General features: G+C 61.7%; 20 protein-coding genes. 11 read left to right on the top strand and 9 right to left on the bottom strand.

The window, feature by feature from the left end:
* Window positions 1–64: 64 nt before the first annotated feature.
* From L6D63_RS00865 to L6D63_RS00850, 4 genes are all read right to left on the bottom strand, one after another.
* Window positions 65–1,819 (bottom strand): molecular chaperone, encoded by a 1,755-nt coding sequence (locus L6D63_RS00865; protein WP_131670975.1) that lies wholly within the window; start codon window positions 1,817–1,819, stop codon window positions 65–67.
* A gap of 143 nt (window positions 1,820–1,962) precedes the next feature.
* Complete coding sequence (gene asd, locus L6D63_RS00860) at window positions 1,963–2,823, bottom strand: archaetidylserine decarboxylase (RefSeq protein ID WP_047290967.1); 861 nt, start codon at window positions 2,821–2,823, stop codon at window positions 1,963–1,965.
* On the bottom strand, window positions 2,823–3,656 hold the full coding sequence (rhdA, locus tag L6D63_RS00855; protein WP_047290968.1) for a thiosulfate sulfurtransferase: 834 nt from the start codon (window positions 3,654–3,656) through the stop codon (window positions 2,823–2,825). Before rhdA ends, asd begins: the two co-directional genes overlap by 1 nt.
* Window positions 3,657–3,698: 42 nt before the next feature.
* The gene (locus L6D63_RS00850) at window positions 3,699–5,237 is read right to left on the bottom strand and encodes an HDOD domain-containing protein (protein WP_131670976.1); all 1,539 of its coding nucleotides are present in this window, start codon (window positions 5,235–5,237) and stop codon (window positions 3,699–3,701) included.
* A gap of 166 nt (window positions 5,238–5,403) precedes the next feature.
* On the opposite strand from L6D63_RS00850, the gene motA reads away from it, so the two are divergent.
* A complete protein-coding gene (gene motA / locus L6D63_RS00845) occupies window positions 5,404–6,255 on the top strand; it encodes a flagellar motor stator protein MotA (RefSeq protein ID WP_007952169.1) in 852 nt (283 codons plus the stop codon).
* Between the two features lie 3 nt (window positions 6,256–6,258).
* Window positions 6,259–7,335 (top strand): flagellar motor protein MotB, encoded by a 1,077-nt coding sequence (gene motB / locus L6D63_RS00840; RefSeq protein WP_047290970.1) that lies wholly within the window; start codon window positions 6,259–6,261, stop codon window positions 7,333–7,335.
* Between the two features lie 52 nt (window positions 7,336–7,387).
* Here motB and L6D63_RS00835 read toward each other — a convergent pair whose 3' ends face one another.
* From L6D63_RS00835 to rsgA, 4 genes are all read right to left on the bottom strand, one after another.
* Complete coding sequence (locus tag L6D63_RS00835; RefSeq protein ID WP_121183407.1) at window positions 7,388–7,873, bottom strand: toll/interleukin-1 receptor domain-containing protein; 486 nt, start codon at window positions 7,871–7,873, stop codon at window positions 7,388–7,390.
* Window positions 7,873–8,832, bottom strand: a complete 960-nt coding sequence (locus L6D63_RS00830; protein ID WP_047290972.1) for a caspase family protein — start codon at window positions 8,830–8,832, stop codon at window positions 7,873–7,875. The genes L6D63_RS00835 and L6D63_RS00830 overlap by 1 nt, the downstream gene beginning before the upstream one ends.
* A 2-nt stretch (window positions 8,833–8,834) precedes the next feature.
* A complete protein-coding gene (locus L6D63_RS00825) occupies window positions 8,835–9,242 on the bottom strand; it encodes a TIR domain-containing protein (protein ID WP_095667693.1) in 408 nt (135 codons plus the stop codon).
* A 212-nt stretch (window positions 9,243–9,454) separates the two neighbouring features.
* A complete protein-coding gene (gene rsgA / locus L6D63_RS00820; RefSeq protein WP_131670977.1) occupies window positions 9,455–10,486 on the bottom strand; it encodes a small ribosomal subunit biogenesis GTPase RsgA in 1,032 nt (343 codons plus the stop codon).
* 107 nt (window positions 10,487–10,593) lie between these two features.
* Between rsgA and orn the strand changes: the two genes are divergently transcribed.
* Together orn and L6D63_RS00810 are read left to right on the top strand one after the other, a co-directional pair.
* The gene (gene orn, locus L6D63_RS00815; protein WP_131670978.1) at window positions 10,594–11,136 is read left to right on the top strand and encodes an oligoribonuclease; all 543 of its coding nucleotides are present in this window, start codon (window positions 10,594–10,596) and stop codon (window positions 11,134–11,136) included.
* Window positions 11,137–11,220: 84 nt separating this feature from the next.
* The gene (locus tag L6D63_RS00810; RefSeq protein WP_047290974.1) at window positions 11,221–11,832 is read left to right on the top strand and encodes a trimeric intracellular cation channel family protein; all 612 of its coding nucleotides are present in this window, start codon (window positions 11,221–11,223) and stop codon (window positions 11,830–11,832) included.
* A gap of 91 nt (window positions 11,833–11,923) precedes the next feature.
* On the opposite strand, the gene queG is transcribed toward L6D63_RS00810, so the two are convergent.
* On the bottom strand, window positions 11,924–12,988 hold the full coding sequence (gene queG, locus L6D63_RS00805; RefSeq protein WP_131670979.1) for a tRNA epoxyqueuosine(34) reductase QueG: 1,065 nt from the start codon (window positions 12,986–12,988) through the stop codon (window positions 11,924–11,926).
* A gap of 63 nt (window positions 12,989–13,051) precedes the next feature.
* On the opposite strand from queG, the gene L6D63_RS00800 reads away from it, so the two are divergent.
* From L6D63_RS00800 to hflX, 7 genes are all read left to right on the top strand, one after another.
* Window positions 13,052–14,551: an NAD(P)H-hydrate dehydratase gene (locus L6D63_RS00800; protein ID WP_131670980.1), complete on the top strand. Its 1,500-nt coding sequence runs from the start codon at window positions 13,052–13,054 to the stop codon at window positions 14,549–14,551.
* Window positions 14,539–15,009, top strand: a complete 471-nt coding sequence (gene tsaE, locus L6D63_RS00795) for a tRNA (adenosine(37)-N6)-threonylcarbamoyltransferase complex ATPase subunit type 1 TsaE (RefSeq protein WP_047290977.1) — start codon at window positions 14,539–14,541, stop codon at window positions 15,007–15,009. Before L6D63_RS00800 ends, tsaE begins: the two co-directional genes overlap by 13 nt.
* A 51-nt stretch (window positions 15,010–15,060) precedes the next feature.
* Entirely contained in the window at window positions 15,061–16,440 is a 1,380-nt protein-coding gene (locus L6D63_RS00790) for an N-acetylmuramoyl-L-alanine amidase (protein WP_373557748.1), read from the top strand.
* Window positions 16,441–16,445: 5 nt separating this feature from the next.
* Complete coding sequence (gene mutL / locus L6D63_RS00785; RefSeq protein WP_179295002.1) at window positions 16,446–18,347, top strand: DNA mismatch repair endonuclease MutL; 1,902 nt, start codon at window positions 16,446–16,448, stop codon at window positions 18,345–18,347.
* The gene (miaA, locus tag L6D63_RS00780; protein ID WP_131670981.1) at window positions 18,347–19,318 is read left to right on the top strand and encodes a tRNA (adenosine(37)-N6)-dimethylallyltransferase MiaA; all 972 of its coding nucleotides are present in this window, start codon (window positions 18,347–18,349) and stop codon (window positions 19,316–19,318) included. Before mutL ends, miaA begins: the two co-directional genes overlap by 1 nt.
* A 94-nt stretch (window positions 19,319–19,412) precedes the next feature.
* Entirely contained in the window at window positions 19,413–19,673 is a 261-nt protein-coding gene (gene hfq / locus L6D63_RS00775) for an RNA chaperone Hfq (protein ID WP_003221112.1), read from the top strand.
* A 12-nt stretch (window positions 19,674–19,685) separates the two neighbouring features.
* On the top strand, window positions 19,686–20,987 hold the full coding sequence (hflX, locus tag L6D63_RS00770) for a ribosome rescue GTPase HflX (protein WP_003221114.1): 1,302 nt from the start codon (window positions 19,686–19,688) through the stop codon (window positions 20,985–20,987).
* The last annotated feature ends 2 nt before the right edge of the window (window positions 20,988–20,989 follow it).

Below are 20,989 nucleotides of genomic sequence, written 5' to 3'. Positions count from 1 at the left end.
GGCAGCTCCTACACTGGAATACGCGTTTTCCTGTAGGAGTTGCCGCAGGCTGCGATCTTTTGCTTTAAAGCGATTTCCACAACGAGTCGAAATCCTCCTCGCCCCCGCCATTGCGTGCGGCCTCCAGCGAGCGATAGGCAAACTGATTGAAGCTGTGCGTACTCGCCACCCGTCGATCCAGCCCGGCGCGGTGTTCTTCGCCATGGGTGTTGATCAGCACTTTATTGCCTTCCTGAAACGGCAGGCGCGGGGCCAGCAAGGTCGCGGGCAAGTCGATGGCACTGATCTCGGGCAGCAGCAGGCCTCGCAAGTAATGGCTGTGATCGTCCCGCGAACGCACCAGTTGCAAACCGCAGGGCTCGGCGTGCGGCGCCACCAGCTCAAGGCCCATTTGCGGTCCGCCACCACGTACCTGACGAATCCAGCGCACTACCGCAATGCTCCAGCCTTGATTCGAGCTGTCCTGAATCCCGACCATCTCCCCGGCCTGCAACTCGGCGGGCACCTCGTTCGGCCAGCCCAGGCAATAACCTCCGGGGCTATGGTTGATCACCGGCAAGGTGTAAGTCGGGTAGTGCGGCGTGTGGTCGGCTGTGCTTTCGTCTTCGCCGATATGGTCGTACTGAATCTCTTCATACGGCAGAAATTCATCAGCGCCGCTTTGCGGGGCGGCGTCGAACGCCTGGCTCCAACTGTCCTTTTCGCCCTTGGCCACCGCGCGGCTGAAGTTCGCCGCGCGGGCGCCGGGATGCTTGAGCAACTCACTGAAAGTGCGTTCGCCTCCCAGGTAGAAGTGCAGGGCGCTCATGCCGACGCACACGGTCAGGTTGCCCTGGCCGGGGGTGCGCTGAAAACTGCGCTCGGCGGTCTGGCCCCAACTGGCGTGCAGATGCTGCAGGGTGTCGAGGCTCAGTCCCGACGGGACGGGCAGTGGCGTCGATGTTTCCTGATGCAGTAAATGCGCTTCGATGACATTCACCAGCGGCTGCGGATTGACGCCGAGCAGTGTGTCCTGTTGTTCCTTGCGAAACATGCTGCGGTAGCGCGGGCCGGTGTCCAGATCGGCGCTGATGGCGAACAGCCCGTCGTCCGGGCTGCCGGGATGCAGTTTGAGCAGTGCGCTCCACGGTTCCACCACCTCAGCCAGTCGGGCGATCTGGTTCTGCCGCAGTTGGTTGCAACGAGCGCTGCCCAGCAGCAGCGCGGCGATGTAGGTCTGCTCCAGGCTCAGCTCGGTGGTCAGGCTCGCCAGGTCGTCGTGCACCCGACGCTGTTGCAGTTGCAAGCTGCAGGCGCAGCGATACAACTGATGCAGCTCGAACCACAGTTGCTCCGGCGCCGGGCTATACAGCTGCGCGGCGCGCAGCAGTTGTCCCTTGAGCGCATGCGCGGCGCGTTGCAGGGCCTGACTGACCAGCGCCGCACGATCCTTGTGGTACTTGGGCACGATGCGCAGCACGATCTGTTTGTAACCGATGGCCAACTGACTTTGCAGCGCCTGACACAGGTTGCTGATCTTGCGCGAACGGTCATCGAGCATGATCGCCTGATGCAGGAAGTGCCGTTCCAGGTGCTGACAGACGAAATACACCTCGGGGCGCAGCAGCTCCAGCAGTTGCAGGCGATTGTCACTGGGGGTCAGCAATTGATTGAGTTCGCCCAGGCCTTGGTACAACTGGCGGGCGGTTTCGCCGATGTTGGCCTTGGGCAGGCCGGCGATCCAGCGCTTGAGGTCGCGCGGGGTGGCTTCGCAGAACGACAGGCGCGACTGCGTGGGAATCGGAGCGCTCAGCAGCGGGGGGGAGATGGTCTGGCTCATGCCAAAAACCATAGCAGCAAATGAGCATGTCGGCCTTCAACCGGTAGGAGCTGCCGCAGGCTGCGATCTTTTGATCCTGGTTTTTAAAAACAAAGTCAAAAGATCGCAGCCTGCGGCAGCTCCTACGCGGGGGCGCTGATGTCTCAGGCTTTTGGCAGTGCCAAGCCTTGACCCATTTGTACTGGCGAACCGGCGACCAACTCTTCAGCCCATTTCACCTGATCCGGGCCAAACAGCACGATCGCGGTCGAACCCAGCTTGAAGCGTCCCAGTTCTGCACCTTTTTCCAGATGAATCGGCGCACGGGCAGCTTCGTCGTAGCGGAAGGTTTTCAGCTCGCGCTTCGGCGGGGTCACCAGACCGGCCCATACGGTTTCAATCGAAGCGACGATCATCGCGCCCACCAGCACCACAGCCATCGGCCCGCGCTCGGTGTCGAAAATGCACGCCACACGTTCGTTGCGGGCGAACAGTTCCGGCACGTTTTCCGCGGTGGTCTGGTTGACCGAGAAAATCCGGCCCGGGATGTAGACCATTTCGCGCAGGGTGCCGGCCAGCGGCATGTGCACGCGGTGGTAATCCTTCGGCGACAGGTAAATGGTGGCGAAGTCGCCGCCCATGAACGGTGCGGCATTCGCCGCATCACCGCCGAGCAACTCCAGCACGCTGAAGCTGTGGCCCTTGGCCTGGAACACGCGACCGTGTTCGATCGGGCCGAGCTGGCTGACCGCACCGTCGGCCGGGCTGAGGATCGCGCCCGGGGTCTGGTCCAGTGGACGCGCGCCGTCTTTCAGGGCACGGGTGAAGAACGCGTTGAAGTGCTCGTAGGCGGTCAGGTCTTCGACCAGCGCTTGCGACATGTCCACCTGATAACGCTTGGCGAACCACTGGGTGAAGGCATTCTTGAACCAGCGCACGCGGCACTCGGCAATGCAGCCGGCCAGACGCGACAGCAGGTGATGAGGCAGCAGGTACTGGCTGAGGATAAACAGACGCTCTTTCATTAGTTGTCCTTAGAACCTTGAATCTCGACAGGCGTATCAGGGTGGTTGCCCCATTCGCCCCAGGAACCGGCGTAGCCCTTGACCCGCGGATAACCGAGGGACTTGGCCACCAGATAAGTGAAGCCCGACCGGTGATGGGTCTGGCAGTGGGTAATGATTTCTTTGTCCTTGGTGATCCCGAGGTCTTCGAGGATCTGCGGCATGTCCGTGCGGATCCGCAGTTGACGCGCCTTGTCCATGCCGGCGGTCCACTCGAAGTTCACCGCGCCGGGGATATGTCCGCCCTTGGCGGCCAGCACCTTCTCGCCGGAATATTCCAGCGGCCCACGGGCATCCCAGATCGCCAGATCGGCGGCGCCGAGACGGCTTTGCAGGTATTCGCGGGTGGCGGTCGGCCCTTCGTGCAGGGTCAGCGCCACCGGGCCGCCCACCGCAGGCGGCACCTGGATCGACATCGGCATGCCCGCTTCCAGCCACGCCGGCAGACCGCCGTCGACATAGTGGTACTTGTCATGACCGATCACGTCGAGCAGCCAGATGAAACGCCCGGCCCAACCGCCGCCCTCGTCGTCGTAGACCACGTAGACCGCATCCTGGCGATGCCCCAGCTCACCGAACAACGCCTCCAGATCGGCTTTGGCCGGCAGCAGCCCCGGCGCCGGCGGCTGGCCGAGCTGGGTGCGTTTCGGGTCGACAAAGCGTGCGCCGGGAAGATGACCTTCGGCATAACGGGCAGGGCTGGTCAGATCCACCAGAATCAGTTCAGGGGAATCGAGACGCGGGAGCAGGTCGCTCGGCTCGATGACGAGCGGCAAGCCAGAGAAGTCAGACATGTGAGGTCTCCAGAGCACAAAGGGGGGGATTGTAGCGCAGCCTCATCGGCCACGGCTGCTAAAGCTGTGCAGGGCTTTCTCGATGCATTGTGCGGTTTTGCCGAATGCCTGCACGGTGATGTCGGCGAACGGCCCGCCGCCCTGATCGGCCACGACGATCATGATCACCCGGCCGTTATTGACCAGTGAGCGCAGGAACAGGTGCTCGCCACGGAACAGCGAACGCAGGCCCGGCGGCAACAATGCGGAAAACTGTGCGTTGTTCTCGGGGTTGATCCGCACTTGTGCCTGCTGCGCGAGTAACCGTTGCAGGACTTTGCTCTGACTGGCGACAAAATTCAGCGCGGCGGCTTCCTTCGGCAAACCGAAGGTCTGGTGTACGCGCAGATTGGACTGCGTGCGGTCGGCCATCAGAATCATCACCCGACGCATGCCGCTGGCGACCAGCGCATCGCGCGCGGCGACGGTCAGGCTCATGGCATTGGTGAAGCGGCTCGGCTCGGCCAGCAGTTCGGCGCATTGTCGGCGCCACTGCGTCAGGTCCTCGGCACTCGGCGCGGCCGCTGGCAGCATCCCGGCCGGCAAGCGATGGGTACCCCACGGCCACAATAATGAAACGGCCGGGTGCCACAGATCGGGCATGGCATGCTGGCGCGCACTGTTGGCGGCTTGCTGGTGCAACTGCTGCTGCACTTCATCCATCGAGATTTGCAGATAAAGGCTGGTCAGGTACTGCCAGCGCTCGCTGTGCGGACTGTCCCAGGCCTGTTGCGCCGACAGCGCCAGACCGTTGGCCAGCAATACGGTGTTGGCCGGTTGATTGAGCCAGCGGCGCAAAGTCGGATCGTCATCGAGGCGATTCTGCTGGCGCAGCGGATGCTCGCTGTCGCGGGCGATACGCAGCACTTTCACCAGTTCGCGCTGTTCGCTGAGCAGCAGTTTATAGCCTTGCTGCACCCAGATCGGCAGGTGCCAGACCTGTACCAGTGCCTCGGCGATCTTCAGCAGGCGTACGCCAAACAGTTGCTTCTCGACCACCAGCGCCGATTCGCCCTTGTGGATCACCCGCAGTTCCCACTCTTCGAGCAACTCGGGAAACGTCAGCGCCAGCGGCCATAACGGCGACAGAAACAACAGGCTGCCCCAATGAATGTCCTGCCACAGGCGCGCGAGGCGACTGGCGAAAAAACCGTTGGCCTGTTGTGTGGCGTGCTGGCTGATCATTTGCAGTTGGCGCAGGGCCTTGGGGATCTGCAGCTGCGGTTCGACCGGCAGGCGCGCGAGCAATTCTTCGGTACGCGCCAGGCCCAGACGGTTGATCGCCACCTCGAGATTTTCCGCCGGTGCGGCCAGGGTGCCGTGGGTGTGACGATTCGCCTCACGGATGATGCTCAAGGCCAGTGCCGGGCTGTCCTGCATCAGGTCGGCGATGTCGCGCAGCGAACTGCGGTTGTCACGGATCGCGCGGCACACCTTGTCGTGAGCCTCTTGCGGCACGGGCAGCCGGACGCTGTCGAGCAGCTTGACCCAGCCTTCGAGGGTGGTCGGTTTTACGGGTGGGACGTTCGTTTCATTAGCCATGTCTGGACGGGATCTTCACTGACTGTAGACGCGCCCGGCATGGGCTAAATTGGCTTTTCGCCTGAACTGGCTATAGTCTGGCGCAGTTTTGCCGATAAGTAGAAGAAGAGATTTTTTAACTTCCGAATATGACCTTGAACCCGACTTAAACAAGTACTTTCTACCTATGGCTAAAATTATCGGCATCATCGTCGTGTTCGCGAGCGTGCTCGGCGGATACGTGCTCTCCCACGGCAAAATTGCCGCCCTGATCCAGCCCTTCGAGGTGATGATCATCGGTGGTGCGGCCCTCGGTGCATTCCTGCAGGCCAACCCCGGTTACATGACGATGCACGTGCTCAAGAAATCCCTGAGCATGTTCAGTTCGCGTTTCAGCCACACGTTCTATCTGGAAGTGCTGGGCCTGATCTACGAGATTCTCAACAAGAGCCGCCGCGAAGGCATGATGGCCATCGAAGGCGACATCGAAGACGCTGCCGCGAGCCCGATCTTCGCCAAGTACCCGGCCGTGCTCAAAGACGAGCGCATGACCGCGTTCATCTGCGATTACCTGCGCATCATGTCCTCCGGCAACATGGCTCCGCATGAGCTGGAAGGCCTGTTCGACATGGAGCTCTACAGCCTCAAGGAAGACCTTGAGCACCCGTCCCATGCGGTGAACGGCATCGCCGACGCCATGCCCGGTTTCGGTATCGTCGCGGCGGTACTGGGTATTGTGGTGACCATGGCGTCCCTGGGTGAAGGCGATCAGAAATCCATCGGTCTGCACGTGGGTGCGGCACTGGTCGGTACCTTCTTCGGTATTCTCGCGGCCTACGGTTTCTTCGGCCCGTTGGCGCATTCCCTGGCCCACGATGCCAAGGAAGAACTGAACGTCTATGAAGCCATCAAGGCCTCGCTGGTGGCGTCGGCTTCCGGCATGCCGCCATCGCTGGCGGTGGAGTTCGGGCGCAAGGTGCTGTACCCGGCGCACCGTCCAAGCTTCGCCGAGCTGGAACAAGCCGTTCGCGGTCGCTAAGCCATGGAAAATAATCAGCCGATAATCATCAAGCGCGTCAAGCGCATAGCCGGTGGGCATCACGGCGGGGCGTGGAAGATCGCCTTCGCCGACTTCGCCACGGCGATGATGGCGTTCTTCCTGGTGTTGTGGTTGCTGTCCACCGCAACCCCGGAGCAGAAGATCGCCATCGCCGGTTACTTCAAGGACCCGGTCGGCTTCTCCGAAAGCGGCACGCCGTACATCATCGATCTGGGCGGCACACCGACCCTGGCGCCGGAAAACACCCTCAACCCTGAAGTGAAATCGCAGCCGCAACCGGACAAGGTCACGGTCGACACCGAGCAGGTCGAAGGCATGGCCGAGCAGGTCGAGAAAGAACGCCTGGAATTGTTGCTGCAAGAACTGCAGAACAAGGTCGACGAGAACCCGCAGCTGCAGAAGTTCAAGGATCAGATCCTGTTCGAGATCACCCCGAACGGCCTGCGCATCCAGATCATGGACGCCGAAAACCGGCCGATGTTCGACTCGGGCTCGGCACGGCTGAAGCCGTACTTCGAAGACATCCTGCTGGCCATGGCCGACACCATCAAAGCGGTGCCGAACAAGATCAGCATCAGCGGCCACACCGACGCCAAGCCGTACACCGGCACCGGCGATTTCGGTAACTGGGAGCTCTCGGCGAATCGTGCCAACGCCGCGCGGCGTGCACTGGTGGCCGGCAGTTATCCGGATTCGCAGGTGGCGCGAGTCGTGGGTTATGCCTCGTCGGCGCTGTTCGACAAGGAAAACCCGTTCAACCCGGTCAACCGCCGCATCGACATCGTGGTCCTGACCAAAAAGGCGCAAGCGGCCATCGAAGGCTCGCAGGGGGCCGATGCGGCCAAACCTGCTGCCGAAGGTCAGAACGGCGCCGCTCCGGCGACGCCGGTCGATCCGAACGCGTTGCCGGCAGATCAGCAACCGGTACCGGCCCACGAGTTGCGCGAACGCTTGAACCTGTTCGACGACGCCGCACCGAAACCGGCCGCGCCGGGGACTGCGGCGCCAGCGCCGTCTGCTCCGCCAGCCGCTGCACCGGCCCCCGCGCCGAAGCAGTGACCGACAAAAAAGCCGACAGTGATGTCGGCTTTTTTGTGGCTGTTGATCGGCTTCAAAAGCCGCGTCGAATCCGGTTTTTCAGTTGTTCATGGAACAGATCGGCGTTGCGCTTATAGGTACCACTGAAGGATTCGTTGCTCGAATCCAGCGTCATCGAGCGCTTGCTCGACACCTCTTCACGATAGGCATCAATGAAGAAATTCAGATCATTGGCCGTACTCAGCTTCGGCCACTTGTCCAGATACTCCGGCAACTGCGCTTGCCCGGTGCGGAACGAGCAGATCCGCCGGTTGCTGATGGTCGCTTCGCCGATTTCGAACGGCACCCACCACGACAGCGCAGTCTGCTCCGAAACCACCGCCAGCAGGTGCGTGCACTCGGTGATGTTGCGGGTGATCACGCCGGTGATGTCGTCGGTGGTCTGCGATTCCGGGTCGAGCACATCAAGGTAAGTCTTGATGTTGGCCTGTATCAGTCGGCTGTTGATAACCATGGCCTGCGGGCGATCCATGTGGCGGTAGCTGATGAAAACCGGCATCAGAAATGTCCTTTTATGGCGAGTTCGCGGTAATAGGCGCCGAGTGCGGTGAGGCGGCAGCCCGTGGAGTGAATGGCGGCGTAATACATGTGCTCGGCTTCCACCGGTTCGATCAGGCTGTGGCGGTTGCACTTTTGCAGTTGCGCGAAGACCTCACCGTGCTCCGGGTCGAATGTCGTTTCGGTAGGTTCGTAGCTGGGATCGAGGGCGAACATCGACTCGGCTTCGGCAAACCATTCCGGCAACTTGCGCAGGATCTCTTTGGGGATCAGCGGCGAGACCTCGCGCAAGGAAATGAACTGCGAAACGTTGGTCTTGAATACCGGACGCTGTTCCCAGGCGTCGAGCGCGTTGTCGACGAAGGAATACAGGCTGCCGGGGGTAATTTTGCCGAGAATGTTCGCCGCCCCACCGTGCAGGGCCTGCAGCAACAAAGCGGTGAAGACGCCATGTTGCGTACCCTCCATGGCCGGCTCCTCCTTTTTGCAGGCGGTGAGAATGGTCATGCCTTCACCGACCACGCTGCTTTCACTGCGCAAGGCTCGGACCTCACCGGCCGAGCCGCCTTGGCAGCAATCGAGGATGATCACTTTGTTTTTGATGCGGGTGGCTTTGGTGGCCCAGTTGAGAACGTCGCTGATGCGGATGCCGTCCTTGGCCGTGCGATAGTCCTGCGGGATCAGCATGCCTTCATCGGTGTCGACATCGAAGCTGCCGTGGCCGGCGAAATACAGCAGGGCGACGTTGCAGTCGCCGGAAAACAGTTCGCGAATCTGGTCTTCAAGTTTTTCCCGGCTCAGGTAGTCCTCTGCGGACGTCAGCACCACGTTCTTGAAATTCGGATCGCCGTTGGCGTCGGTCTTCAGCACCGAAGCCATGGCCATGGCGTCATTGCTGCAACCGCTCAGTCGCGAAACATGGGTGTAGTCGTTAATGCCGATAAACAGTCCCTTGCGCATGGTTACACCGCCGTGTGCTGGCGGATCGCACCGATGATGCTGTTGGTATTCCACGCGCACTCGGCGTGCGCCGCATTACGCACCACCGTGGAAATGCGGTCGGCACCGAACGGTTTGATCGCGATGATCACTTTGCCCATGCGCTTGGCGATCTCGATTTCCTTGTTGATCCACTTGCTGTAGGTCGAATACATCCCGGCCATGATCAGCACCGCCGAGCACGGACGGATCTTGTTTTCGATGGCCTCTTCGAGCTGCCTGTCGGTCTGCGCGCCCATGACCGGGTTGTGCGGCGGCACGGAAAAATTCTTGAAACTGAAATCCGGTCTGGCGCCGAGCAGGCGTACCAGATTGTCGTGGGCGTGGGCGTAGTTCCACGAATGGCTGATGAACAAATGGTAGGTCTGCATGGGGTTCCTCGAAGGTCGCGAAGGTGCGAAGGAACAACCCAATCTAGGCATCTGGAAAGCGCCCGCAAGGTCTGCGCGCGGAAAGAGAAATGTCCTGCAAGCAGGTGCGAGCAGGCCTGTCAGAAAGGTCTGACGTTTAAACGGTCGGGGGATTTGTCAGGCGTGGTCCGACATCCGGCAGCCCCCGGACGGGGGGCTGCCAGTGCAGGTGTTTAGTAGCCGGTTTCCGGCAGGCTGGCGATGATCGAGCGGTAGCTGTTCATCCGCTGTTGCTGCACGCGGCCATCTTCCAGGGCCTTGAGCAGTGCGCAGCCAGGTTCGCGGTCATGCTTGCAGTCGCGAAAGCGGCAGGTGCCGAGCAGGTCGTTGAACTCGATGAAGCCGGCTTCGACATCAGCGCGGCTGACGTGGCCCAGGCCGAACTCACGGATCCCCGGGGAGTCGATCAACTCGCCGCCGCCCGGAAAGTGGAACAGGCGCGCAGTGGTCGTGGTGTGCGTACCCTGACCGGACAACTCCGACAGCGGGCCGACACGGGTTTCGACTTCCGGCAGCAGGCTGTTGACCAGCGACGACTTGCCGACGCCGGACTGGCCGACGAATACGCTGATGCGGCCGTCGAGCTGCTTCTGCAACTGCTCCATGCCGTTGCCGTGATGCGCGGACACTTCCAGCACCGGATAACCCAGCGTGCGGTACACCGCCAGCAGCGCGTTGAGCGCCGGGGCGTTCTGCTCGTCGATCAGGTCGAATTTGTTCAGCAGCAGCAACGGACGGATGCCGGCGTGTTCAGCGGCCACCAGGTAGCGGTCGATCAGGTTGGCATGCGGCTCGGGCAGTGGCGCGAAGACAATGACGATCATGTCGACGTTGGCAGCGACCGGCTTGAGCTGGCCACGGCTGTCCGGGCGGCAGAGTTCGGTGGTGCGCGGCAGTTGTGCGACGATCACGCCGATGCCCTGGTTGCCGGCGCGCCAGACCACCCGATCACCGGTCACCAGCGCCGGCAGGTTGGCGCGCAGGTGGCAACGGAATACCTGACCGGCCAGATCGCCGTCCACGGCCTCGACCTCGACCTGCACCCCGAAGTGGGCGATCACCAGGCCGTGTTGCTCAGGCCCGAGGTCGCCGCCCTCAAGGGCTTCGACCGCCGAGGACTCGCGTTTGGCGGCGCGGGCGGCGCGCTCGCCCTGAATCTTTTCGATGCGCCAGTTTTGACGACGATTGAGTTGGCGTTTGGCCATGGGTGTTCCGTCTGAAGAATGCAGCGATTAGGTAAAACGGCCGCGAGTTTAGCACGCCCGGGCACCGGCCTAGGCTAAACTGCGCAGCATTGCCTAGGAGCCCGAATATGCAAAACCCGCAGAACCTGATCTGGATCGACCTGGAAATGACCGGTCTGGATCCGGAAAACGACGTCATCATCGAAATGGCCACCATCGTCACCGACAGTGACCTGAACACCCTGGCCGAAGGCCCGGTGATCGCCATTCACCACAGTGACGAAGTGCTCGCCCGCATGGACGAGTGGAACACCCGCACCCACGGCAACTCGGGCCTGACCCAGCGCGTACGCGACAGCCGCATCAGCATGGCCGAAGCCGAGGCCGAGACCCTCGCCTTTCTGGAAAAGTGGGTGCCGAAAGGCAAGTCGCCGATCTGCGGCAACAGCATCTGCCAGGATCGGCGCTTCCTTTATACCCACATGAAGGCGCTGGAAAGCTACTTCCACTACCGCAACCTCGACGTGTCGACGCTCAAGGAGCTGGCCGCGCGCTGGGCGCCGGACGTGCGCGACAGCTTCAAGAAGGGCAGCACGCACCTGGCACTGGACGACATCCGCGAATCGATCGCCGAGCTGCAGCACTACCGCAAGCATTTCATCAAGTTTTGATGCCGGGGGGCGTCGCGTTCGCGCCCCCTTCTGGTGCGGCCCCGAAATGGCTAGACTGCGCGCCTTCCTGCCAGGACCGCCACCATGTTGCTGATGCTCTATCTGATCGCCATTACCGCCGAAGCCATGACCGGCGCGCTGTCTGCCGGACGGCGCGGCATGGACTGGTTCGGGGTGGTGCTGATCGCCTGTGTCACGGCGCTGGGCGGTGGTTCGGTGCGTGATGTGCTGCTTGGGCACTATCCGCTGACGTGGGTCAAGCACCCGGAATATTTGGTGCTGACCTCGGCCGCCGCAATGCTCACCGTGTTCACCGCGCGCTGGATGCGTCACCTGCGCTCACTGTTTCTGGTGCTCGACGCGGTCGGCCTGGTGGCGTTCACCCTGATTGGCTGCATGACTGCGCTGGAAATGGGCCACGGCATGCTGGTGGCATCGGTCAGCGGCGTGATCACTGGAGTGTTCGGCGGCATCCTGCGCGACATTTTCTGCAACGACATCCCGCTGATCTTCCGCCGCGAACTGTACGCCAGCGTCTCGTTCGCCGCCGCGTGGTGCTACATGCTCTGCCTGTACCTGAATGTGCCGAGCGAGCAGGCGATCCTGATTACCCTGTTCGGCGGTTTTCTGCTGCGGTTGCTGGCCATCCGTTTCCATTGGGAAATGCCCAAGTTCGTCTATAACGACGAGCATTAATGCATTCCCCTGCAGGAGCTGCCGCAGGCTGCGATCCTTTGATCTTGTCTTTTAAATATCAAAGTCAAAAGATCGCAGCCTGCGGCAGCTCCTACAATTGACCGTGTTGTTTCAGCGCCCACTCGACGTGTTCGCGGACTAGATCGGATGGGTAATCACGGCGCGCCTTCAAGGCTTCCAGTACCGGAATGCTTGATGGCGCGTTGCCGAGCCCGACCGCCAGATTGCGCAGCCAGCGCTCGTAACCTGCACGGCGCAGCGGTGAGCCTTCGGTGCTGCTGAGAAATCTGTCTTCGTCCCACATGAACAGTTCGGCCAGCTCGGCGTTGTCCAGGTTGTGCCGCGGCTTGAAATCGCTTTCCCCGGACGGTCGGGCGAAGCGGTTCCACGGGCAGACAATCTGGCAGTCGTCGCAGCCGAACACCCGGTTGCCGATCAGCGGGCGCAGGTCTTCGGGGATGGCGTTTTTCAGTTCGATGGTCAGGTACGAAATGCAGCGCCGAGCGTCCAGCACGTAGGGGCCGACGAAGGCGTTGGTCGGGCAGATATCCAGACACGCGGTGCAGCGCCCGCAATGTTCGCTGCTGTGCGGTTCGTCCACGGGCAGCGGCAGATCGACAAACAGTTCACTCAAGAAGAAATAGCTGCCGGCCTTGCGGTTCAGCACGAGCGTATTTTTACCGATCCAGCCCAGCCCGGCCTGCTCGGCGATGGCTTTTTCCAGCACCGGGGCGCTGTCGACGAAGGCGCGAAAACCGAACGGGCCGATCTCTGACTGAATCTTGTCGGCCAATTGCTGCACACGTTTACGGATCAATTTGTGGTAATCGCGGCCCAAGGCATAACGCGAGACGTAAGCTTTCTCCGGTTGCGCGAGCATTTGTGCCATTTGGGTGTCGCCGGGCAGGTAGTCCATGCGCAGCGAAACCACACGCAACGTACCGGGAACCAGTTCCTCCGGATGCGAGCGTTTGCTGCCGTGGGCGCCCATGTAATCCATTTCGCCGTGGTAGCCGGCGGCGAGCCAGCGCTGCAGATGCTGCTCATGCTCGGCCAGGTCCAGACCGCTGATGCCGACTTGCTGGAAGCCCAGCTCGCGGCCCCAATCCTTGATCGATTGGGCGAGGGCGGGCAGATCTGTGGTGATGGCGGACATGAGGCGAGAGAAACCGGAGCTGAGGTGCGTATAATTCTGCCAGACATCGGAGCCCGAAGACGCATGCCGCACACGAAAGATGAATTACCCGACGCGCTGTATGGCGCCGCGCAGGTGCGAGCACTCGATGCGCGGTTGATCGCTGCGGGTACGCCGGGCTTCGAATTGATGCAGCGCGCCGCTCATGCGACCTGGCGCGCATTGGTGCGACAGTGGCCTGCAGCGCACCAAATGACTGTGCTTGCCGGGCATGGCAACAACGCCGGTGATGGTTTTCTGATCGCCGCGCTGGCGCACCGGGCCGGTTGGTCCGTGCGAGCACTGGCCGTTGGTGATCCGCAACGCTTGCAGGGCGACGCGGCGCAGGCTTATGCGCAGGCCATCAACGATGGTGTCGCCGTGCTGGGCTGGACCGCGCACAGCGAGCTGCGCGGGGTGATTGTCGATGCCTTGCTCGGCACCGGGCTGACCGGCGATGTACGCGAGCCGTATGCCGCAGCGATCAAGGCAATCAATGCCAGTGGCCTGCCGGTGGTGGCGGTGGATATTCCTTCCGGACTGTCTGCCGATACCGGCCATGTTCTCGGCGTTGCGGTGCGCGCCGACCTTACCGTGACCTTTATCGGCTTGAAGCTCGGCCTGTTCACCGGTGATGCGGCGGATCAGGTCGGGGCGCTGGTGTTTAACGATCTGCAAGCCGCCGCCGACATCTACCGTGACGTTCCTGCCAGCGCTGTGCGTCTTGTGACGGCTAATCTTCCGCGACTGACTGCGCGTGCGCCCGCTGCGCATAAAGGGCGCTTCGGGCATTTGCTGTTGATCGGCGGCGATCAGGGGTTTGGCGGGGCGATTCTGCTCAGTTCCGAAACGGCCCTGCGCAGCGGCGCCGGGATGGTGTCGCTGGCAACCCGGCCGGAACATGTCCCGGCAGCGCTGACGCGGATACCGGAAGTCATGGTGCTCGGCACGTCGTCGGCCAATCAGTTGATGGGGCTGCTGGAAAAAGTCTCGGTGCTGGTGGTGGGCCCGGGACTTGGGCAGGCCAGTTGGGGCCGAGCGCTGTTGTCGGCGGCCGCCAATGCGCCGCTGCCACAGGTATGGGACGCCGACGCGTTGAATCTGCTGGCGAGTGGTTTTGTCAGCCTGCCCAAAGATTGCGTGATCACTCCACATCCGGGCGAGGCAGCGCGCCTGTTGGGCGTCAGTACCGCTGAGGTGCAGGCCGATCGCCCGGCCGCCGCGCGGGCGTTGAGCAAAAAATACTCGGCCGTCGTGGTGCTCAAAGGCGCCGGCAGCCTGATCGCTCATCCTGATGGGCGTCTGGCGCTGTGTCACCAGGGCCATCCGGCGATGGCCACCGCTGGTCTGGGCGATGTACTCGCCGGGTTGACCGGGGCGCTGCTGGCACAGGGCATGGACGGCTTCGATGCCGCGTGCCTGGCAGTCTGGCTGCACGCCAATGCCGGCGCGCAACAAGGTAAATTCGGCCGTGGACTGGCGGCCAGCGATCTGATTCCAGTCATTCGTCAGTTGTTGGAGGAGCATGCACCGTGTCTGAAGTAACCCTGTACCTGGCCGATGAACAGGCCATGAGCGACTTTGGCGCACGGATCGCCCGCGTTACCCGGGGCCACGGCCTGATTTTTCTCGAAGGCAACCTGGGCATGGGCAAAACCACTCTGTCGCGGGGCATCATTCGTGGCCTGGGGCACGTTGGCGCGGTAAAAAGTCCGACCTTCACCCTGGTCGAACCCTACGAAATCGGTGACATCCGCGCCTTTCACTTCGATCTGTATCGCCTGGTCGATCCGGAAGAGCTGGAGTTTCTCGGCATCCGCGACTATTTCGAAGACGACGCGCTGTGCCTGATCGAGTGGCCCGATAAAGGTGCAGGCTTTTTGCCAAAGCCTGACCTGACCATTACCATTAGCCCGCAAGACAGCGGGCGTTCGCTGAAAATTTTATCCCAGGGCTCGCGTGGCGACGCCTGGTGTGCCGCTTTGGCATTGGAATCCAATTAAATGATGGGGTTAGGTATGCGCTTTCGCGCGTTGGTGGCTGCCGTTGGACTGATGTTGATGGCAGTGACCGTCAACGCTGTGGCCGAGACAAAGGTCAACAGCGTGCGCCTGTGGCGGGCGCCGGACAACACGCGACTGGTCTTCGACCTGAGCGGCCCGGTGCAGCACAGCGTCTTCACCCTGACCGCACCGGATCGGCTGGTGATCGACATCAACGGCGCCACCCTGGGCGCGCCGCTGAAAGTCTCGACCGCCAACACGCCAATCACCGCGATGCGTTCGGCCCAGCGTACGCCGACCGACCTGCGGGTGGTCATCGACCTGAAAAAAGCCGTCACCCCGAAAAGCTTCTCGCTGGCGCCGAACGCGCAATACGGTAACCGTCTGGTGGTCGACCTGTTCGACAACCCGGCCGATGCGGCGCCGCCGCCAGCTCCGACGCCATCGGTCGCCACCGTGCCGGCCGTGCCGGTCACGCCGTCGGAACCGGCGATCAAGTTGCCACCGGCCCCGGCCGGCAAGCGCGACATCATTGTGGTGATCGACGCCGGCCACGGCGGCGAAGACCCGGGTGCGTCCGGCTCGCGCGGCCAGCGTGAGAAAGACGTGGTGCTGCAGATCGCCCGCGAACTGCAGCGTCAGGTCAACGGCATGAAAGGTTTCCGCGCCGAGCTGACCCGGACCGGCGACTACTTCATCCCGTTGCGCGGCCGTACCGAAATTGCCCGCAAGAAGGGCGCCGACCTGTTTGTTTCGATCCACGCCGACGCCGCGCCGTCTGCAGCAGCCTTCGGTGCCTCGGTGTTTGCCCTGTCCGATCGCGGCGCCACCTCGGAAACCGCTCGTTGGCTGGCTGACAGCGAAAACCGTTCCGACCTGATCGGCGGTGCCGGCAATGTCAGCCTCGACGACAAGGACCGCATGCTCGCCGGTGTGTTGCTCGACCTGTCGATGACCGCGTCGCTGACCTCCAGCCTCAACGTCGGTCAGAAAGTCCTGACCAACATTGGCCGCGTGACCCCGCTGCACAAGCAGCGGGTGGAGCAGGCCGGCTTCATGGTGCTGAAGTCGCCGGACATCCCGTCGATCCTCGTCGAAACCGGATTTATCTCCAACGCCAACGAAGCGAACAAACTCTCGGCATCGAGCCACCAGCAGGCGTTGGCCCGCTCGATCAGCAGCGGCGTGCGCCAGTTCTTCCAGCAGAACCCGCCACCGGGCACCTACATCGCCTGGCTGCGTGACTCCGGCAAGATCGCCCAGGGCCCGCGTGATCACCGCGTAAGCCCGGGCGAAACGCTGGCGATGATTGCGGTGCGTTATCAGGTATCCCCCGCGACGCTGCGCAGCGCCAACAACCTCAGCAGCGATGAGTTGAAGGTCGGTCAGCACCTGACCATCCCTGGCACCGAACTGGCGTCCAAAGAATGAACCAGGTGTTGAACGCTGCGCGCATTGAACTGCTCAGCCCACGGCTGGCGAACCAGATCGCTGCCGGTGAGGTGGTCGAACGCCCGGCTTCGGTGATCAAGGAGTTGCTGGAAAACAGCCTCGACTCCGGTGCCAGGCGCATCGATGTCGATGTCGAACAGGGCGGCGTCAAGCTGCTGCGGGTGCGTGACGACGGCAGCGGTATTTCCGCCGACGACCTGCCGCTGGCGCTGGCCCGTCACGCCACCAGCAAGATCCGCAATCTCGAAGACCTCGAACAGGTGATGAGCCTCGGCTTCCGTGGTGAAGCACTGGCGTCGATCAGTTCCGTGGCGCGCCTGACCCTGACCTCGCGCACCCGCGATGCGGAGCAGGCGTGGCAGGTTGAGACTGAAGGCCGCGACATGGCGCCTCGGGTACAGCCGGCAGCGCATCCGGTCGGTACCTCGGTGGAAGTGCGCGACCTGTTCTTCAATACGCCGGCACGGCGCAAGTTTCTCAAGACCGAAAAAACCGAATTCGATCACCTGCAAGAAGTGATCAAACGTCTGGCGCTGGCGCGTTTCGACGTCGCCTTCCATTTACGCCATAACGGCAAGACCATCCTCAGCCTGCACGAGGCCCACGATGATGCGGCCCGCGCCCGGCGGGTGGCGGCGATTTGTGGTTCGGGCTTTTTGGAGCAGGCGCTGCCGATCGAGATCGAGCGCAACGGCTTGCACCTGTGGGGCTGGGTCGGTTTGCCGACTTTCAACCGCAGTCAGGCGGACTTGCAGTATTTTTTCGTGAACGGCCGTGCGGTACGCGACAAACTGGTGGCGCATGCGGTGCGTCAGGCTTATCGCGATGTGCTGTTCAACGGTCGTCATCCGACGTTTGCGCTGTTTTTCGAGGTTGATCCGGCGGCGGTGGACGTCAACGTGCACCCGACCAAGCACGAAGTGCGCTTCCGTGACGGGCGCATGGTGCATGACTTCCTTTACGGCACGCTGCACCGTGCGCTGGGCGATGTGCGTCCCGAGGATCAATTGGCCGGTTCCGTGACGACCGCTGTCGTTCGGCCAACGGGCATCGAGGCCGGTGAGTTCGGCCCACAGGGTGAAATGCGTCTGGCAGCCAATGCGCTGCTGGAGCAACCGCAGGCGCAACCGGCGTTCAACACGTCTTCGGGCGCCAGCGCTGGCGGCGCTTATCAGTATCAGTACACGCCACGTCCGCAATCGGCGATCCCGCCGGCCGCCGAGGCTCAAGCCGCTTACCGCGAGTTCTTCGCACCGTTGCCGGAAGCTAATGCCAACGCACTGCCGGCCGGTCAGGAAGATATTCCGCCGCTTGGTTACGCACTGGCGCAGCTCAAGGGGATCTACATCCTGTCCGAGAACGCCCAGGGTCTGGTGCTGGTGGACATGCATGCCGCGCATGAGCGGATCATGTACGAACGCTTGAAGATCGCCATGGCCAGCGAAGGCCTCAGCGGCCAGCCGCTGCTGGTGCCGGAGTCACTGGCGGTCAGTCAGCGTGAAGCCGATTGCGCCGAAGAACACGCTGCATGGTTCCAGAAGCTGGGCTTCGAGCTGCAGCGTCTGGGCCCGGAAACGTTGGCGATCCGCCAGATTCCGGCGCTGCTCAAGCAGGCCGAGGCCAATCGGCTGGTGGGTGACGTGTTGTCGGATCTGATGGAATACGGCACCAGCGACCGGATTCAGGCACACCTGAACGAACTGCTCGGGACCATGGCCTGCCACGGTGCGATTCGCGCCAATCGGCGTCTGGCCCTACCAGAAATGAACGGCCTGCTGCGCGACATGGAAAACACCGAGCGCAGCGGTCAATGCAACCATGGCCGACCGACCTGGACCCAACTGGGCCTGGACGATCTGGACAAACTGTTCCTGCGCGGTCGTTGATGAGCCAGCTTCCTCCAGCGATTTTCCTGATGGGCCCGACCGCTGCGGGCAAGACCGACCTGGCCATCGAGCTGACCAAGGTGCTGCCGTGCGAGCTGATCAGCGTCGACTCGGCGCTGGTCTATCGCGGCATGGACATCGGCACCGCCAAGCCTTCCAGGGAGTTGCTGGCCGAGTTTCCGCACCGGCTGATCGATATTCTCGATCCGGCTGAAGCCTATTCGGCTGCGGATTTCCGTCGCGATGCCCTGCAAGCCATGGCCGAGATCACCGCGCGCGGGAAAATTCCGCTGCTGGTCGGCGGCACCATGCTCTATTACAAGGCGTTGGTTGAAGGCCTGGCGGACATGCCGGCGGCTGATCCTGAAGTCCGCGCACAGATCGAAGAAGAGGCTGCGCGCCTTGGCTGGCAAGCCCTGCACGAGCAGCTGGCGATCATCGATCCGGTGTCGGCGGCACGCATTCACCCGAACGATCCGCAGCGCCTGAGTCGGGCGCTGGAGGTTTATCGGGTCAGCGGTCAGAGCATGACCGCCCTGCGTCAGCAACAATCTGCGCAAAGTACTGAAGCAGCCGCTTCGGGACGGCAACAATTGCCCTATACTGTCGCGAACTTGGCCATTGCTCCGGCAAATCGCCAGGTACTGCACGAACGCATTAAACAAAGATTCACAAATATGCTGGAACAGGGATTCATCGACGAGGTCGTAGCCCTGCGTAAAAGAAGTGACCTGCATGCCGGGTTGCCGTCTATACGTGCGGTAGGCTACCGCCAAGTCTGGGACTACCTGGATGGCAAGCTGTCGTTAGCTGAAATGCAGGAACGCGGCATCATTGCCACGCGTCAATTGGCCAAGCGCCAGTTCACTTGGCTGCGCAGCTGGGAAGAACTGCACTGGCTGGACAGTCTTGATTGCGACAATCTGCCACACGCCTTGAAATACCTTGGGACCATCTCCATATTGAGCTGAGTCCTTGCAATTGCCGTCTATCCTTGGGGGTGTGGCGGCCAAAGCCATCTGAATTACCTATTTTTATTATTGAATCCTTAAAGGAGTGCGGCACATGTCAAAAGGGCATTCGCTACAAGACCCTTACTTGAATACTTTACGTAAAGAGAAAGTTGGGGTTTCCATCTACCTGGTCAACGGTATCAAACTGCAAGGCACGATCGAGTCGTTCGACCAGTTCGTTATCCTGCTGAAAAACACCGTCAGCCAGATGGTTTACAAACACGCTATCTCGACAGTCGTGCCAGTACGTCCAATTCGTCTGCCTAGCGCAACCGAATCCGATGCAGGTGACGCTGAGCCAGGTAACGCCTGATAGGAGTCTCCTTTGTTCTTTGAGCGCCACGGTGGTGGTGAGCGAGTCATCCTCGTTCACTTGGAAGGTCAGGACCCTGAGGCGCGCGAAGATCCGCAGGAGTTTCAGGAATTGGCTAATTCGGCGGGCGCCGAGACCGTTGCGTTTTTTAACGTACCGCGTCATCGGCCAACCGCCAAATTCCTGATTGGCAGCGGCAAGGTCGAAGAGTTACGCGACCTGGTCCATGCCGAGAAGGCCGATCTGGTGATTTTCAATCACATTCTCACGCCCAGTCAGGAACGTAACCTCGAACGTGTTTTCGAGTGTCGCGTGATCGACCGTACCGGCCTGATTCTCGATATCTTTGCCCAGCGCGCGCGTACCCATGAAGGCAAGCTCCAGGTCGAACTGGCCCAGCTTGATCACATGAGCACCCGTCTGGTTCGCGGCTGGACTCACCTTGAGCGTCAGGGTGGCGGTATCGGCATGCGCGGCCCGGGTGAAACCCAGCTCGAAACCGACCGGCGTCTGCTGCGGGTACGTCTGCGTCAGATCAAGGGTCGTCTGGAAAAAGTGCGCAGCCAGCGCGAGCAATCGCGACGCGGCCGCTCCCGTGCGGATATTCCTACCGTGTCTCTGGTGGGCTATACCAACGCCGGTAAATCCACGCTGTTCAATAACGTGACCAAATCCGAGGTGTACGCGGCCGACCAGTTGTTCGCCACGCTGGACCCGACCCTGCGCCGTCTGGAACTGGACGACCTGGGGCCGATTGTTCTCGCGGACACGGTAGGGTTCATTCGGCACTTGCCGCACAAGCTGGTCGAGGCATTTCGGTCTACGCTCGAAGAGTCGAGCAACTCCGACCTGCTGTTGCACGTGATCGACGCGGCCGAGCCGGATCGCATGTTGCAGATCGAGCAGGTGATGGTGGTGCTGGGCGAGATCGGGGCGCAGGACTTGCCGATCCTCGAGGTATACAACAAACTCGATTTGCTTGAAGGCGTTGAGCCACAGATCCAGCGCGATGCCGATGGCAAGCCACAACGGGTCTGGCTGTCGGCGCGTGATGGCACGGGGCTGGAATTGCTTGAGCAAGCCATTGCCGAGTTGCTGGGCAGTGATTTGTTTGTGGGCACATTGCGTTTGCCACAACGGTTCGCTCGACTGCGTGCGCAGTTCTTCGAACTCGGCGCGGTACAGAAAGAAGAACACGACGAAGAAGGCATCTGCCTGCTGGCCGTTCGTTTGCCCCGGGTCGAGTTGAATCGACTGGTAAGCCGCGAAGGATTGCAGCCGATGGAATTCATCGAGCAACACACTTTGCAATAAAA

The sequence above is a fragment of the Pseudomonas parakoreensis genome, assembly GCF_021602155.1.
Classification (GTDB): Bacteria; Pseudomonadota; Gammaproteobacteria; order Pseudomonadales; family Pseudomonadaceae; genus Aquipseudomonas; species Aquipseudomonas parakoreensis.
Note: the sequence above shows the minus strand (reverse complement) of the source record. Positions and strands in the feature narration are given on the sequence as shown.

Excerpts from the sequence above, each read along its gene's own strand:
- L6D63_RS00865 (WP_131670975.1), bottom strand. The coding sequence starts at position 1,819 with ATGAGCCAGACCATCTCCCCCCCGCTGCTGAGCGCTCCGATTCCCACG.
- asd (WP_047290967.1), bottom strand. The coding sequence starts at position 2,823 with ATGAAAGAGCGTCTGTTTATCCTCAGCCAGTACCTGCTGCCTCATCAC.
- rhdA (WP_047290968.1), bottom strand. The coding sequence starts at position 3,656 with ATGTCTGACTTCTCTGGCTTGCCGCTCGTCATCGAGCCGAGCGACCTG.
- L6D63_RS00850 (WP_131670976.1), bottom strand. The coding sequence starts at position 5,237 with ATGGCTAATGAAACGAACGTCCCACCCGTAAAACCGACCACCCTCGAA.
- motA (WP_007952169.1), top strand. The coding sequence starts at position 5,404 with ATGGCTAAAATTATCGGCATCATCGTCGTGTTCGCGAGCGTGCTCGGC.
- motB (WP_047290970.1), top strand. The coding sequence starts at position 6,259 with ATGGAAAATAATCAGCCGATAATCATCAAGCGCGTCAAGCGCATAGCC.
- L6D63_RS00835 (WP_121183407.1), bottom strand. The coding sequence starts at position 7,873 with ATGCCGGTTTTCATCAGCTACCGCCACATGGATCGCCCGCAGGCCATG.
- L6D63_RS00830 (WP_047290972.1), bottom strand. The coding sequence starts at position 8,832 with ATGCGCAAGGGACTGTTTATCGGCATTAACGACTACACCCATGTTTCG.
- L6D63_RS00825 (WP_095667693.1), bottom strand. The coding sequence starts at position 9,242 with ATGCAGACCTACCATTTGTTCATCAGCCATTCGTGGAACTACGCCCAC.
- rsgA (WP_131670977.1), bottom strand. The coding sequence starts at position 10,486 with ATGGCCAAACGCCAACTCAATCGTCGTCAAAACTGGCGCATCGAAAAG.
- orn (WP_131670978.1), top strand. The coding sequence starts at position 10,594 with ATGCAAAACCCGCAGAACCTGATCTGGATCGACCTGGAAATGACCGGT.
- L6D63_RS00810 (WP_047290974.1), top strand. The coding sequence starts at position 11,221 with ATGTTGCTGATGCTCTATCTGATCGCCATTACCGCCGAAGCCATGACC.
- queG (WP_131670979.1), bottom strand. The coding sequence starts at position 12,988 with ATGTCCGCCATCACCACAGATCTGCCCGCCCTCGCCCAATCGATCAAG.
- L6D63_RS00800 (WP_131670980.1), top strand. The coding sequence starts at position 13,052 with ATGCCGCACACGAAAGATGAATTACCCGACGCGCTGTATGGCGCCGCG.
- L6D63_RS00790 (WP_373557748.1), top strand. The coding sequence starts at position 15,061 with ATGTTGATGGCAGTGACCGTCAACGCTGTGGCCGAGACAAAGGTCAAC.
- miaA (WP_131670981.1), top strand. The coding sequence starts at position 18,347 with ATGAGCCAGCTTCCTCCAGCGATTTTCCTGATGGGCCCGACCGCTGCG.
- hfq (WP_003221112.1), top strand. The coding sequence starts at position 19,413 with ATGTCAAAAGGGCATTCGCTACAAGACCCTTACTTGAATACTTTACGT.